Genomic DNA, 13654 nt, shown 5'->3' on the forward strand with positions numbered 1-13654 from the left:
CTGCCGCATTCGCGACGTCCGGGCGGGCGACATGCCCGATCGGCACGCCCATCGCCCGGTCACCCGTTCGAGTTCCGGCTCCGCGCCTGCGATAGCGTCCCCGCGAGAACGAGGGAGGCCCGATGCTGCTGCACGAGATCCTGGTCGACGCGGCTCGGGAGGTGCCCGATCGCATCGCCCTGATCGTCCCCGCGCACACCCCCCGCACGCCCGGCGCATCCGGCGCGCCCACCTCCCACGCGCCCGCCGGCGCGCACACCGTGTGGACCTTCGCCGAGCTGGCCGACCGCTCCCACGCGCTCGCCGCCCGCGTCGCGCGGCGGACCTCACCCGGTGCCCGGGTCGGGATCCTCGCGCACAATCGGGCCGAGTATGTGGCCGCCTACTACGGCGTCCCATGGGCCGGCCGGGTGCTGGTCCCGCTCAATCCCCGGCTGCACCCGCGCGAGTGGGCCGACCAGTTGGCCCGCTCGGGCGCGGAACTGCTGCTCGGCGACGCCGACCTGACCGCCCGGCTCGACCGGCCCGAGGGCTCGACCCTGGAACTGGGCGAAGCCGTCGCGGACACCGCCACGGACGGGGCCGAGTTCACCGCCGCCGGCGACGAGACCGCACTGACGTGGCTGCTGTTCACCTCGGGCACCACCGGCCGGCCCAAGGGTGTGCGGCTGACCCACCGCAGCCTGATCGCGGCGATGCGCGGCTCGCTCGCATGCCGACCGGTCGAGTCCGACACCGTCGTGCTGACCCCCTTCCCGCTCGCCCACGTGGCCGGCTACCAGGTACCCGCCCACCACATCGCGCGCCGCCCGGTGGTTGTCCTGCACCGCTGGGACCCGGCCGAACTGGCTTCGGTGGTCCGCGAGTTCGACGTCACCAACCTGTCGCTGGCGCCGACCATGATCGACGCCCTGCTGGATCACGTCCGCACCGGCGACGGGCTGCGCGAGCGGATCCGCGCGATCAGCTACGGCGCCTCGCCGATCACCCCCGAGCTGATCCGCCGGGTGGACCGCCTGCTCGGCTGCGCTCTGGGCCAGGGATACGGCATGACCGAACTCTCCGGCAACGCGGTGTTCCTGAGCGCCGCCGACCACCGGCCCGAGCTGTTCGCCGCCGCCGGTCGACCCGGCCCGGGCGTGGAGATCCGGATCGTCGACGACGCCGGCCGGCCGCTGCCGACCGGCGCCACCGGCGAGATCTCGGTCCGGTCCGAGCAGGTCGCGGACGGTTACTGGCAGGCGGACACCGGCGAATTCGCGAACGGCTGGTTCCGCACCGGCGACCTGGGCCGGCTCGACACCGAGGGCTACCTGTACGTCCTGGACCGTAAGAAGGACGTGATCATCACCGGCGGGGAGAACGTCAGCGCACGCGAGGTGGAGGCGGTGCTGCGCGCGCACCCGGACGTCCGCGACGTCGCGGTGGTCGGCGAACCGGACACCCGGTGGGGCGAGCGCGTGGTCGCGGTCGTCGTCCCGGTGTCGGGACGCTCGATCGATCCCGACACCCTCGTCGACCTGTGCCGCGCACACCTGGCGGGCTTCAAGATCCCGCGTCGCGTCGTGTTCACCGACGCCCTCCCGGTCACCGGCACCGGCAAGGTCAGCAAGCCCACCCTGCGCGCACGACTCGCCGAGGACACCCCGACGGGCCGCTGACCCGACCTCGGCACGCGGATCAGTCGGCCACCGTCAGCACGATCTTCCCGACTGTGCGCCCTCGCTCGCCGAGTTCGTGCGCCTTCGCCGCGTCGGCCAGCGGCAATGTCGCGGCGACCTCGACCCGCAGCCGACCCGCGGCCACCAGCGCGGCGATCTCGCGCAGCCCCGCGAGGTCCGGTTCGACCAGCATGAACACCGCCCGCACGCCTGCTTCCCGGGCCCGCACGACCGGGAACGTGTCGTCCGGCGGCACGATCGAGACCAGCGTGCCGCCCGTGCGCAGGGTCGCCAACGAACGCGCCGCGTACGCGCCGCCGATCGGATCCAGCACCACGTCCACGTCCCGCACCGTCTCGGCGAAGTCCACCCGGGTGTAGTCGATCGGCTCGTCCACACCCAGCCCGCGCAGGAACTCGTGCTTGGCCGCGCTCGCGGTGCCCAGCACGTACGCGCCGCGCGCCTTGGCGATCTGGGCGGCCAGGTGCCCGACGCCGCCGGCCGCCGCGTGGATCAGCACCCGCTGCCCGGACCGCAGATGCGCGGTGTCCACCAGCGCCTGCCACGCGGTCAGCGCCGCGAGCGGCAGCGCCGCGGCCCGTACCGGGTCCAGACCGGCCGGACGGAGCGCGAAGTGCCGGGCGGGCGCGGTGACGTACTCGGCGTACGCGCCGGCCGGGTGCGGGAAACGCGGCATGCCGAACACCTCGTCGCCCGGGGCGAGTACGGTCACCCCCGCGCCGACCGCCTCGACCACCCCGGCGACGTCGAAGCCGAGGGTGAACGGCGGCTCGGTGCCGTCTCGGAACACACCCCGCTCGCGGGTCTTCCAGTCGGCCGGATTCACGCTCGTGGCCTGTACCCGCACGAGCACCTCGGTCGCCCCCGGCTCCGGCCGAGCCACCTCGACCAGCCGCAACACATCCGGCCCGCCGGCGACGTCCTGGCTGATCGCCCGCATCCGCGGCGCGTCGGTGGTCTCGGTCATGGCCGTGCTCCTCACCCTCTCGACGGGTCGGCCCCGCCTCGGCCGCCGGCGATCGGCGACGCGCTCCCAGCGTGCCGATCCGCCGACCGCCCACCTACCGGCCGGACAGCCAATCACCGCAAGGATCGGGCCAACCGAGGGGAGCACCCGAAGGCGCCCGAGAGCTGCGATCGAGGGCCGGCCGAGGGACAACCGGGAGCGGCGACCGAGAACCGACCGAAAGCCGCAACCGAAGGGCGTCGAGAGCCCACCGTGCCCCGATCGACCGAACTCGCCCGCTACTCGACCGGACGGATCTCGTACGCGCAATGCGGCGCGCCCGCCACCATGTGGCTGACCCGCCGCACCTCGGTGTCCGGCAACGCCTCCCGCAGGAAGGCCAGTTCCGAGGAGCACGCGGTGCCGCACCGCACCGCCACGTCGAAGATCGCGCAGTTCTGCTCGACGATCAGCCATCCGCCGCCGTCCGGCAACGGCTCCGCGGCGGCCAGGTAGCCGTCCTCGTCCAGGATCGCGGCTATCGCGGCCACCCGGTCGGCCAGCTCCGGCGCGGTCGTCCGGGCCCGGGCCCGGTCCAGGCGCCGCTCGCGTCGGCGGTCGAACAGCCGGTCCACGAAACCCGGTTCCTCGGCCTGCGCGGTCTCCAGGAGGTCTCCCACCAGGTCGCCGTAGCGCCGGGGGAACAGATTCTCACCGGCCGCGGTCAGCCGGTACACGTGCTTGGGCCGGCCCGGTCCGAGTCGGACCTGCCGGTGCGTCACGTAGCCCTCGGCGACCAGTCCGGCCAGTTGCTGGCGCATGCCGCTCGCGGTCATCCCGACCGCGTCGGCCAATTCCTCCGCGCGCAGTTCGCCCGCGCCCTTGAGGCGCCGCAATATCTCGCGCCGGGTCTCGGGCAACAGTGCGAACGCGTCCTGCTCGGTCACCGCTCGCCCCTCTCGTCCACCCCGAGTCCCCGAGTGCGTACTCCCACGCGTGCCGGCGGCGCCGGCACGCTCGCCGACGTCGGACAGGGCCGCACGGGGAACACCCGCGCGACCCTGGACCGAACGCCGTTCCTCAGGCGCCCTTGGCGGCGGCGAGGCGGGTCGCGACGTCGTCCCAGTTGAAGACGTTCCACACGGCCTTGAAGAAGTCCGCCTTCACGTTCTTGTACTGGAGGTAGAAGGCGTGCTCCCACGCGTCGATCGCCAGCAGCGGCACGGTGCCCTGCGGGATGTTGCCCTGGTGGTCGTAGACCTGGGTGACCACGATGCGCTGCGAGAGCGGCTCCCACGCGGCGACGGACCAGCCCGAGCCCTGCACGGTCATCGCGGTCTGCGTCATGTGCGCGCGGAACTGCTCGAAGCCGCCGAAGTCGACACCGATCTGCTCGGCGAGGTCACCGGTGGGCTCGCCGTTGCCGGTCGGGCCGAGGTTGGTCCAGAACAGGCTGTGCAGCACGTGGCCCGAGACGTGGAACGCCAGGTCCTTCTCCAGCTTGGAGATGGTGCCGTAGGCCTCCTTGTCACGCGCCTCGGCGATCTGCTCGAGGGCGGTGTTGGCGCCGGTCACATACGCAGCGTGGTGCTTGTCGTGGTGCAGCTCCATGATGGCGCCGCTGATGTGCGGCTCCAGGGCGGCGTAGTCGTAGGTGAGGTCGGGGAGCGTGTAGACCGTGTCGGCCACGGGAGTTCCTCCTGCGCAGTGGTTGCGGTGACGTACTCGACCCTATGCTTCTCGCCGGAGGTCGGGCAAGTTAGGCAAGACTTAACTGTCCTAACCGGAGCCCCCCGGTCCACTCGAAACACACCGAAGGAGTCGACGATGCATCAGCAGGCCGCCGAAACCTTGGACGAAGCGTTCGAACGTCTGCATCGCACCGGTTCCGAGTTCGACGACAAGTTGTCCAATCACGGACCGATGGCCGTCGAGGCGCTCGTGCACTCGGGCCAGTGGGAAGCCGTGCCCGCTTGGCTGGACGTTTACACCCGTCGGCTGGAACCGCCGACCCGCCCGACCGAGCGGATCGCCAAGGACGCGTGGCGTGAGGCGCTGGGCGACCACGCCCGCGACGGGGACTGGATCGCGCTGTTCGTCGACGAGATCGCCGAACGGCCGTGGCGCGAGGTGCTCGCGCTGTGGTGGCCGCGACTGCTCCCGGGGCTGCCCGGCGGCGCCACGCACGGTGTGATCCGGGTCGGACACGCGGTCCGCGCGCTGCTGGACGCGGGCGAGAGCCCGGTCCGGCTCGCCGAGTTCGCGCATGCGATGGCGTACTTCGCCTCGAGCAACCTGGCCCTGCCCGAACTGCCGCGGCTCGCGGGGGGCCGCACGCCGTTCGAGGCGCTGGACGCGGTGCCGCCGCTGCCGGTGGGCGAGAAGGACCACATCAGCCGGCGGCTGACCTTCCTGGCCGGCTGGGACGAGTGGCTGACCGCGACCCTGTCGGTGCGCCCGGCCGGCACCCCCGAGGAGGCCCGCGCGCTGCTCGCCGACACGGTGCACGCGGCCACCCTGCGCTACCTGCGTCGAGGACACGGCAACGCGGTGATGAACGTGCACGGCGTGACCGCCCCCAGTGCGGTGCTGCGCGTGTTGCCCGCGCTGCCGCCCGAGTTGTGGATCCCCTCGTACCAGGCCGCGTGGGCCACCGCCGGCGCGGTCTTCGCGGTGTACATGGCCCGCGAGGACGCGCCCGGCACGCCCGCGCCGGCCGGCGATCCGGTCGACGCGATGGACCTCGCGCACGCGCACGGCGACGAACACGTGATCAAGCTCGTGGACACCGCGGTGGACGTGTACGCGCGCTCCGGCGACTCGCGCGCGTTGTCCGCCGGCGTGCTCGCGGCCGGCCTGGTGACGCCGCCGCGCGGGTGACCGGGCGGGCCACGGCCCGCGACACGCCCTCGTTCGAGTGAGGTTCCCCCACCTGGAGCATCGGGTTCCGTTCGCTGGTGCCCGTACGCACACCGCGTACGGGCACCGACCAACGGAGATCCCATGGGCGTCACCACACTCCTCGCCACCGCCGCGACCGCCGGCCTGCTCGCGCTCGCGGCTGCCGCGCCCGCGCTCGCGGACGGCCGCGCGGACACCCTGACCAGCGAGACCAGCCGGTTCGGGCAGGTCGACGAGGACTTCGTCCTGGGCGAACTGCGACCCGCCGTGGTCGGCGTGCACCAGGGCATCTCCGGCGGCTTCGTCGAGGTCCCGCCGCCGAACGTGCAGATGCCCGACGTACCGGCGCCGCGGATGCCGGCGCTGCCCGTCGGGTAGCCCCTTTCGTACTGACGGACCGTCAGATATCTCTGGATCTCGATCACGACCCGCACTACCGTCCGCCCATGACCGAGAAACAGCACGACCTGGAAGCCCGCAGGCGCACCGTCGAGAACTTCTGGCAGGGCGTGGACACGCACGACTGGGACCTGGTGGCGTCCACGCTCGCCGACGACTTCGTACGTGTGGGGATGCGCGACAACGCCGAGGACACCTGTGAGGGCAAGGAGGCCTACCTGCGCTTCGTCTCCACCGTCACCGGCCGCATGGCGCAGCACGAACTGCGCTCCCGGTTCACCTTCCTCAGCGAGGACGGCCGGTACGCGTTCAACGAGGCGGTCGAGTCGATCCGCCCGGCCCCCGAGGACGACCTGCTGGTGATGCGGTTCGCGAACTACCTCGAACTGAACGACGAGGGCCTGATCGTCCGACTGGACATCTTCTGGAAGACGCCCCCGTACATGCCGCCGGACTGGATCACCGTCGACGCGACGCTCGAGCGCGAGCCGCGGGGCGACTGAGGGCGCGCACCCGGGTCGGCCGAGAATGTGACCATGATCGAACCGAACGGGCCGCGGCGGGTCCGCCGATGGTGAGCGCGCGACCGGTCACTCCGGCCGGCCTGGTGGACGAACTCGTCGACGCGATCACCCGTCGCGCGGGCGACCGCCCGTGGACACGGGTCGCCGTCGACGGCGCGGACGCGGCCGAACCCGGCGTCCTGGCCGACGCGCTGGTCGACCCGCTGCGGCTGCTCGGCCGGCCGGTGTTGCGGGTGCGGGCCCGCGACTTCCTGCGCCCCGCGTCGGTGCGCCTGGAGTACGGGCACACCGACGCGGAGTCCTACCTGTGGGGCTGGCTGGACGACGCCGGGTTACGCCGGGAGGTGTTGGACCCGCTGGGTGCGGGCGGTACCGGTCGGGTCCTGCCGAGCCTGTGGGACGCGGCCCGGGACCGGGCCACCCGGGCCGCGTACACCACGCTGCCCGAGGGCGGGGTGTTGCTCCTGGACGGGCCGCTGCTGCTGGGCAAGGGGCTGCCGTTGGACCTGAGCGTGCACCTGTGGTTGTCCCCGGGCGCGCTGCGCCGGCGCACTCCCGACGAGCAGGCGTGGACACTGCCGGCGCTGGCCCGCTACGCCGAGGAGATCGCGCCCGCGACCGAGGCCGACCTGCTGGTGCGTTACGACCATCCCGCGCACCCGGCACTGGTGGAGCCGGAACGCCGCTGAGCCGCGGCTCAGTTGAGGGTGTCCGGGTCCGGTCCCATCCGCCCGCCCCGGTCCAGGGCGTTGATCGCGGTCAGCTCGTCCGCGGTCAGCTCGAAGTCGAACACCTCGAAGTTCTCCCGGATCCGCGAGGGCGTGACCGACTTGGGGATCACGATGTTCCCCAGTTGCAGGTGCCAGCGCAGCACCACCTGGGCGGCCGACTTGCCGTGCGCGCCGGCGACCTCGGCGATCACCGGGTCCTCGAGCAGGTCGCCGCCCTGGCCCAGCGGGCTCCACGCCTCGGTCGCGATCCCGTGCGCCCGGTCGTAGCCGCGCACCTTGCCCTGCTGGAGGTAGGGGTGCAGCTCGACCTGGTTGACCGCGGGCAACAGGGCGGTGTGTTCGAGCAGTCGGGTCAGGTGGTCGGGCTGGAAGTTGGACACGCCGATCGCGCGCACCCGGCCGTCGGAGAGCAGCTTCTCGAACGCCCGCCACGTGTCCAGGTAGCGGTCCCGGTTCGGGGTCGGCCAGTGGATCAGGTACAGGTCCACGTAGTCCAGGCCGAGCTTGCCCACGCTCTCGTCGAACGCGACCAGGGTCGAGTCGTATCCCTGGGCGGTGTTCCACAATTTCGTCGTCACGAACACCTCCTCGCGCGGCACCGAGGAGGCGGCCAGGGCCCGCCCGACGCCCGCCTCGTTGCCGTAGACCGCGGCGGTGTCGATGCTCCGGTAGCCCACCTCCAGGGCGGTCGCCACGGCCTCGCCGGCCTCGTCGTTCTCGACCTGGAAGACCCCGAAGCCGAGCTGCGGGATGGTGACGCCGTTGTTCAGGGTGATGTCGGGCACGGGGGTGGCGCTCATGGTTCGAATCGTCCTTCGTCAGGGGGCGGGGTGTGGGGGTGGGGGTGGGGGCGGGGGTGCGCGGTGCGCGTCAACCGGGGAGTCGAGCGGGTCGCTCGGCCGCTCGATCCGCGACGACGGAGTCACCCTGCCCGCTCTGCCCGCTGAGCGCGGTCCGCACACCGGGGACGTGCGCGGCCGGCACGCGCGAGCGGGTCGGCGCACGCCGTTCCAGGCCATGTGCCACCACCGCCAGGGCCAGTGCGCCCAGCGCCAGACCGGCACCGACCCAGTTCGCCGACTCGTAGCCGTGGCCCGCGTCGATCATCAGGCCGCCCAGCCACGCGGCGATCGCGTTGCCGAGGTTGAACGCGCCGATGTTGACCGCGGCGGCCAGCGTCGGCGCGCCGGCGGCGTTGTCCATCACCCGCTTCTGCAGCGGCGGCACGGTGGCGAAGCCGAGCGCGCCGATCAGGAACAGCGTGATCACCGACGCTGCCTTGTCGTGCGCGGTCACGGTGAACAGCGCCAGCACGCCCGCGAGCGCGAGCAGCGAGCCGTACAGCAACGGCATCAGGTGTCGGTCGGCCAGCCGGCCGCCGACCCAGTTGCCGACCAGCATGCCCAGGCCGACCACCGCGAGCAGCCAGGTGACCGCGCCCTCGGAGAACCCCGCGACGTCGGTCATCATCGGCTTGACGTAGGTCAGCGCGGCGAACACGCCGCCGAAGCCGAGCACCGTCATGCCCATCGCGAGCAGCACCTGCGCGTTGCGGAACACCGCGAGTTCGTGCCGCAGGTGCACACCTTCGGGCTTGGGCTGCTCGGGGACCAGCCGGGCGATGCCCACCGCGCCCAGTACGCCGAGCGCGGCGACCAGCAGGAAGGTCAGCCGCCAGCTCACCGACTGGCCGATCAGCGTGCCCAGCGGCACACCGAGCACGTTGGCCAGGGTCAGGCCGGCGAACATGGTGGAGATCGCGGCGGCCTTCTTCTCCGGTGCGACCAGGTCGGCGGCCACCACCGAGCCGATCCCGAAGAACGCGCCGTGGGTGAAGGAGGCGACCACGCGTCCGAGCATGATCACCCCGAACGCGGGGGCCAGCGCGGTCAGCGCGTTGCCCAGCACGAACAGCGCCATCAGCAGGATCAGCATGCGCTTGCGCGAGACCCGGGTGCCCAGGACGGTCATCAGCGGGGCGCCCACGAGCACACCGACCGCGTAGCCGCTGACCAGGAGCCCGGCGGTGGTGATCGAGACGTCGAAGGTGCCCGCGACCTCGGGCAACAGGCCGAGGATGACGAATTCGGTGGTCCCGATGCCGAAGGCCCCGATGGCGAGGGCCAGCAGTGCGAGAGGCACGGAGTATCCCTTTCGAGGAGTGTTGCGAGGGGTGGGAACGAGCCGGTGCGGAGCCGGCGCGGACGGCAGGCGCGAACGCCGCGTTCCCGATGACTACAAGCGTCGACAATATTTGCAGACGCCGATCAATGCAAACGCGGGCTATTTCGCTTCGGGGGTATCCTGAGCGCATGGGACAACAAAGGCAGGCCGTCGAACCGCCGCTCGCGCAGGGCTGGTGCGCGCTCGCGGCGCTGCACAATCGGATCGAGGCGCACATCGAGCGCGCGCTCCAGGCCGAACACGACCTGAGCGTGCGCGAGTTCTCGGTCCTGGACGTGTTGAACCGGCAGGACGGCTACCACCTGCGGATGAACGAACTCTCGGACGCGGTGGTGCTGAGCCAGAGCGCCACCACGCGCCTGGTCACCCGCCTGGAGGAGCGCGGCCTGCTCTCGCGCTACCTGTGCGACACCGACCGTCGGGGCATCTACACCGAGGTCACCACGACCGGCTGCGATCTACTCGGCGCCGCGCGCCCCACCCACGACAAGGCGCTGCGCGAATCCCTCGCGGACGCCGAACAGCGCTCCGACCTGGCCCCCCTGGTCGCGGCGGTCAAGTCCCTGGGCCTGTAGTCGGGTCCGCGCGCCGGACGGGCCGAGAGCTCGGTCCGTCCGGCGCACGGGATCGTCTCGTGAGCGGCTAGGCCAGCACGCTCGTCGGGCTCCCGGTCCCGAGCGCGACACCCAGCGCCGTGAGCCGTCCCGACTCCGGGTCGCGGCGGAACCCGGTGACCGTGTCGCCGCGCTGGTTCGCCACGTAGAGCACGTCGCCCACCAGCGCCAGGTCCCGCGGCCAGGCACCGCCCGTCGGCACCTCTTCGACCAGGGTCGACTCCGCTCCGTCCACGGCGAGCACCGACACGGTGTCCGGCCCCCGGTTCGCCACGTACACGAAGCGCCCGTCCGCCGCCGCGACGATCCCGGACGGCGCGCCCTCGCCCGCGGAGAGCTCGAACGGCTTGCCCGCGACGGTGAGCGCGCCCGTGCGCGGGTCGCTGCGCAGCGGCGTGACCGTCGCGTTCAACTCCCCCGCCAGCCACGCGAGATCGTTGGGCCCGTAGGCGATGTTCCGGGGCCCGGTGCCGGGCGGCAGGGTCACCTTCGGACCCTCGGCGATGGTGCCCGCCTCGGCGTCGAAGCGCAGGTGGTACACGGTGTCCGAGCCCAGGTCGCAGACCACGAGCCACTCGCCGCCGGCCGCGAAGGTCACCTGGTGCGCGTGCGAGGACGCCTGCCGGTCGCGCACCGGCCCGGATCCGGTCAGCCGTACGTGCGTCGCCGCCTCGCCCAGCGTGCCGTCGTCGGCGATCGGGTGCACGGTGACGCTGCCGCCGCCGTAGTTGGCCACCACCATGAACCGCCCGGTGGGATCGGCCGCGAGGTGACACGGCCCCGCGCCGAGCGTGGACACCTCGCCCAACGGCACCAGCCGTTCGTCCTGCACCGAGTACGCGCCGACCGCGCCCTCGCCGCCGCGCTCGCTCACCGCGTACAGGAAGCGACCCGAGGGGTGCCGGGCCAGATACGACGGCGAGATCGCGGGGATCACCGCGGACGGCGTGCCGAGCAGCCCGGTCGCCGGGTCCTGTCGGCACACCGTGATGCCGGTGCCGCGACCCTCCATGTCGGGGGTGTACGCACCCACGTACACGAGCGGTCCGCGTCGGTCGGAAGCATTTGGTGAGGTCACACGGTTCTCCTGTTGTCTGGCCTGTGACGGCCGAGCATCCGTCGGCCGAGCCCGGCGGCGCCGACCACGCAGATCATCGCGGATCGATCGCCCCGTCGCCGCCGATGTCATGCTCCTCCCCGACGCCGCCGCCGGCACACCCCGTCGCCGGGACCGGCCCGGCCGAATCCCGCGCGCGGACCGCGTAGCCCAACACCTGGGCCCCGAGCAGCGATTCGACCGCGTCCAGTTGCGCCAGCGCGTACTCCACCGCCGGCTCCGGGCCGCCCCCGGCGGCGATCCGTCGACCGATGTCGCGGAAGACCGCCTGCTGGATCCCGGCCAGTTGGCCCGCGATCAGCGCTGGCACCGGGTCGCCCGGCGCGGCGCCCGCCTCCTCGGCCAGGGTCAGCGCGAGCGCGTCCGCGCCCAGTTGCTGCATCCGCCACAGCCGGGCCATCAGCGCCGGCGACTCGTGCATGACCCGGGCGAACCGCTCGTAGCCCTCGACCAGGCCCGCGTACGGGGAGTGTGTCTCGATGTCGCGGCGCAGCGCGCCGAGCACCGCGCGCGTGGCCGATTCGCCCGGTTCGCGCTCGCGCACGATGCGGGCCAGTCGGTCCACCGCCTCGGCCTCGCGGTCGAAGAACAGGTCCTCCTTGGCCGGGAAGTAGTTGTAGACGGTGTTCACCGACACCTCGGCCAGTTCGGCGATCTGGGCGATGGTCACCGCGTCGAACCCGCGCTCCAGGAACAGGCCCGTCGCGACGTCCGAGATGTGCGTGCGGGTCCGGCGCTTCTTGCGTTCACGCAGGCCCTCGGCGGGTTCCGACTCCGTCATACCGCCATCCTAGCCTTCATGGTGGCACTCAAATTTTGGGGTCATTGCAAAATTGAATCGACTGTGTTTCGGTAGGGCCATGACACCGGTCATCCACACCACCGGGCTCACCCGGACCTTCAGCACCAAGCGCGGCACCGTCGAGGCGGTCCGCGGCATCGATCTGACCGTCCCGGCGGGCGAGATCCTCGGCTTCCTCGGCCCCAACGGCGCCGGCAAGACCACCACCCTGCGGATGCTGACCACGCTGCTCGCGCCCACCGGCGGCAGCGCCGTCGTGGCCGGCCACGACCTCCTGCGCGACCCGGCGGGCGTACGCCGACGGATCGGCTACGTCGCCCAGTCCGGCGGCGTCGACCCGGCCGTGTCGGTGCGCGAGGAGCTGACCACCCAGGCCCGGCTGTACCGCCTGGACAAGGCGGACGCCCGGGCCCGGGCCGCCGAACTGGCCGCCGACCTGGACCTGCTCGACCTGCTCGACCGTCCGTGCGCGGCGCTCTCCGGCGGCCAGCGACGCCGGCTCGACCTGGCGATGGGCCTGCTGCACCGCCCCGATGTGCTCTTCCTGGACGAGCCGACCACCGGTCTGGACCCGGGCAGCCGGGTCGACCTGTGGAACCTGGTCCGGCGCATCCGCGACGAGTGGGGCACCACGATCTTCCTGACCACGCACTACCTCGACGAGGCCGACGCGCTCGCGGACCGGCTCGTGGTGGTCGACCGGGGCCGGATCGTCGCCCAGGGCAGCGCGCACGCGCTCAAGACCGAGTACGCGGGTTCCCCGGACGCCTCGCTCCAGGACGCGTTCATCGCCATCACCGGTCGGCGCACCCCCGCGCCGAGCGAGACTCCGATCGCCGTCTGATCCGGCCGAGGTAGCCATGACCACACCGTCCGCACCGTCGACCTCCTCGGCGCCCGCCGACCCGACCACACCGACCGGCCGGGTCGCGCCGGCCGCGCCGTCCGCCGGTTCCGCCCTCGCGGCCGACACGCTCCTGATCTTCGGCCGCTACCTGCGGCAGACCGTCGCGAGCAGAATCGGCCTGATCTTCGGGCTCGTGCAACCGCTGCTGTTCCTGATCCTGTTCGGCCCGCTGCTGCGCGACGTCCCGCTCGGCGGCGACGGCGACTCGTGGCAGACCCTGGTCCCGGGCCTGCTGGTGCAACTCGGGCTGTTCAGCGCCGCGTTCGCGGGCTTCGCAATCCTGATCGAGAAGCAGCACGGCGTGGTGGAGCGCATGCGGGTGACTCCGGTGAGCCGACTCGCGCTGCTGCTCGGGCGCGTGCTCAAGGACATCGTGCAGTTGCTCGCCCAATCCGTGCTGCTGGTCCTGGTCGGCGTGGCGTTCGGGCTGCGCGCGCCGCTGGTCGGCGTGCTGATCGGGTTCGGCTTCGTCGCGCTGATGACCGCCTCGATCGCGTCCCTGTCCTATGCCCTGGCGATGCGGGTGGACAGTCCGCAGGAGTTCGCGCCGGTGGTGAACTCGGTGAACCTGCCGGTGATGTTGTTGTCCGGCATCCTGCTGCCGATGTCGCTCGCCCCGGGCTGGCTGGACGGGCTGTCCCGGGCCAATCCGCTGCGCTACCAGGTGCAGGCGGTCCGGTCCGCGTTCGTGGGCGACTACGGCGGCACGGTCGGGACGGGCGTGCTGACCGCACTCGCGCTGGCCACCGTCTCGGTCGCCCTGGCCGTACGTCTGTTCCGCCGGAACGGGGCGTAACCCCCCGGTCGGGGCATGGACCTCGACCCACCGCGCCGACGGCGGCGCGGG

The 13654-nt window shown here is 72.4% G+C and carries 15 protein-coding genes; 8 read left to right on the forward strand and 7 right to left on the reverse strand.

Going from position 1 to position 13654, the window contains the following annotated elements:
- Positions 1 to 122: 122 nt before the first annotated feature.
- Positions 123 to 1661 carry a class I adenylate-forming enzyme family protein gene (locus tag ACIBSV_RS22360; protein WP_395865629.1) on the forward strand — a complete coding sequence of 513 codons (1539 nt, stop codon included), beginning with the start codon at positions 123 to 125 and terminating at the stop codon, positions 1659 to 1661.
- Positions 1662 to 1680: 19 nt separating this feature from the next.
- Here ACIBSV_RS22360 and ACIBSV_RS22365 read toward each other — a convergent pair whose 3' ends face one another.
- The 3 genes from ACIBSV_RS22365 to ACIBSV_RS22375 form a co-directional block, all read right to left on the reverse strand.
- Positions 1681 to 2649: an NADP-dependent oxidoreductase gene (locus ACIBSV_RS22365; protein ID WP_395865631.1), complete on the reverse strand. Its 969-nt coding sequence runs from the start codon at positions 2647 to 2649 to the stop codon at positions 1681 to 1683.
- A gap of 278 nt (positions 2650 to 2927) precedes the next feature.
- On the reverse strand, positions 2928 to 3575 hold the full coding sequence (locus ACIBSV_RS22370; protein ID WP_395865633.1) for a helix-turn-helix transcriptional regulator: 648 nt from the start codon (positions 3573 to 3575) through the stop codon (positions 2928 to 2930).
- A 133-nt stretch (positions 3576 to 3708) separates the two neighbouring features.
- Entirely contained in the window at positions 3709 to 4317 is a 609-nt protein-coding gene (locus ACIBSV_RS22375; RefSeq protein WP_020549884.1) for a superoxide dismutase, read from the reverse strand.
- A gap of 138 nt (positions 4318 to 4455) precedes the next feature.
- Here ACIBSV_RS22375 and ACIBSV_RS22380 point away from each other — a divergent pair, with 138 nt between their 5' ends.
- The 4 genes from ACIBSV_RS22380 (at position 4456) to ACIBSV_RS22395 (ending at position 7141) form a co-directional block, all read left to right on the forward strand.
- Positions 4456 to 5508 carry a hypothetical protein gene (locus ACIBSV_RS22380; RefSeq protein WP_395865635.1) on the forward strand — a complete coding sequence of 351 codons (1053 nt, stop codon included), beginning with the start codon at positions 4456 to 4458 and terminating at the stop codon, positions 5506 to 5508.
- A gap of 123 nt (positions 5509 to 5631) precedes the next feature.
- Positions 5632 to 5907: a hypothetical protein gene (locus ACIBSV_RS22385; protein WP_395865637.1), complete on the forward strand. Its 276-nt coding sequence runs from the start codon at positions 5632 to 5634 to the stop codon at positions 5905 to 5907.
- Between the two features lie 68 nt (positions 5908 to 5975).
- Positions 5976 to 6431 carry a nuclear transport factor 2 family protein gene (locus ACIBSV_RS22390; protein ID WP_395865639.1) on the forward strand — a complete coding sequence of 152 codons (456 nt, stop codon included), beginning with the start codon at positions 5976 to 5978 and terminating at the stop codon, positions 6429 to 6431.
- 68 nt (positions 6432 to 6499) lie between these two features.
- On the forward strand, positions 6500 to 7141 hold the full coding sequence (locus ACIBSV_RS22395) for a uridine kinase (protein ID WP_395865640.1): 642 nt from the start codon (positions 6500 to 6502) through the stop codon (positions 7139 to 7141).
- Positions 7142 to 7149: 8 nt separating this feature from the next.
- Here the strand turns inward: ACIBSV_RS22395 and ACIBSV_RS22400 are convergent, their stop codons facing one another.
- Positions 7150 to 7983, reverse strand: coding sequence for an aldo/keto reductase (locus ACIBSV_RS22400; protein ID WP_395865642.1), 834 nt, complete (start codon positions 7981 to 7983; stop codon positions 7150 to 7152).
- Between the two features lie 70 nt (positions 7984 to 8053).
- On the reverse strand, positions 8054 to 9325 hold the full coding sequence (locus ACIBSV_RS22405; RefSeq protein WP_395865644.1) for an MFS transporter: 1272 nt from the start codon (positions 9323 to 9325) through the stop codon (positions 8054 to 8056).
- 170 nt (positions 9326 to 9495) lie between these two features.
- On the opposite strand from ACIBSV_RS22405, the gene ACIBSV_RS22410 reads away from it, so the two are divergent.
- Positions 9496 to 9942, forward strand: a complete 447-nt coding sequence (locus ACIBSV_RS22410; protein ID WP_395865647.1) for a MarR family winged helix-turn-helix transcriptional regulator — start codon at positions 9496 to 9498, stop codon at positions 9940 to 9942.
- Between the two features lie 67 nt (positions 9943 to 10009).
- Here the strand turns inward: ACIBSV_RS22410 and ACIBSV_RS22415 are convergent, their stop codons facing one another.
- Positions 10010 to 11059 (reverse strand): lactonase family protein, encoded by a 1050-nt coding sequence (locus tag ACIBSV_RS22415; protein WP_395865649.1) that lies wholly within the window; start codon positions 11057 to 11059, stop codon positions 10010 to 10012.
- A 73-nt stretch (positions 11060 to 11132) separates the two neighbouring features.
- The gene (locus ACIBSV_RS22420) at positions 11133 to 11879 is read right to left on the reverse strand and encodes a TetR/AcrR family transcriptional regulator (protein WP_395865651.1); all 747 of its coding nucleotides are present in this window, start codon (positions 11877 to 11879) and stop codon (positions 11133 to 11135) included.
- 79 nt (positions 11880 to 11958) lie between these two features.
- Between ACIBSV_RS22420 and ACIBSV_RS22425 the strand changes: the two genes are divergently transcribed.
- Positions 11959 to 12744 (forward strand): ABC transporter ATP-binding protein, encoded by a 786-nt coding sequence (locus tag ACIBSV_RS22425; protein ID WP_395865653.1) that lies wholly within the window; start codon positions 11959 to 11961, stop codon positions 12742 to 12744.
- A gap of 16 nt (positions 12745 to 12760) precedes the next feature.
- Entirely contained in the window at positions 12761 to 13603 is an 843-nt protein-coding gene (locus ACIBSV_RS22430; protein ID WP_395865654.1) for an ABC transporter permease, read from the forward strand.
- Positions 13604 to 13654: the final 51 nt, after the last annotated feature.

Origin of the sequence: Embleya sp. NPDC050154 (assembly GCF_044460165.1) — a bacterium.
Taxonomy (GTDB): domain Bacteria; phylum Actinomycetota; class Actinomycetes; order Streptomycetales; family Streptomycetaceae; genus Embleya.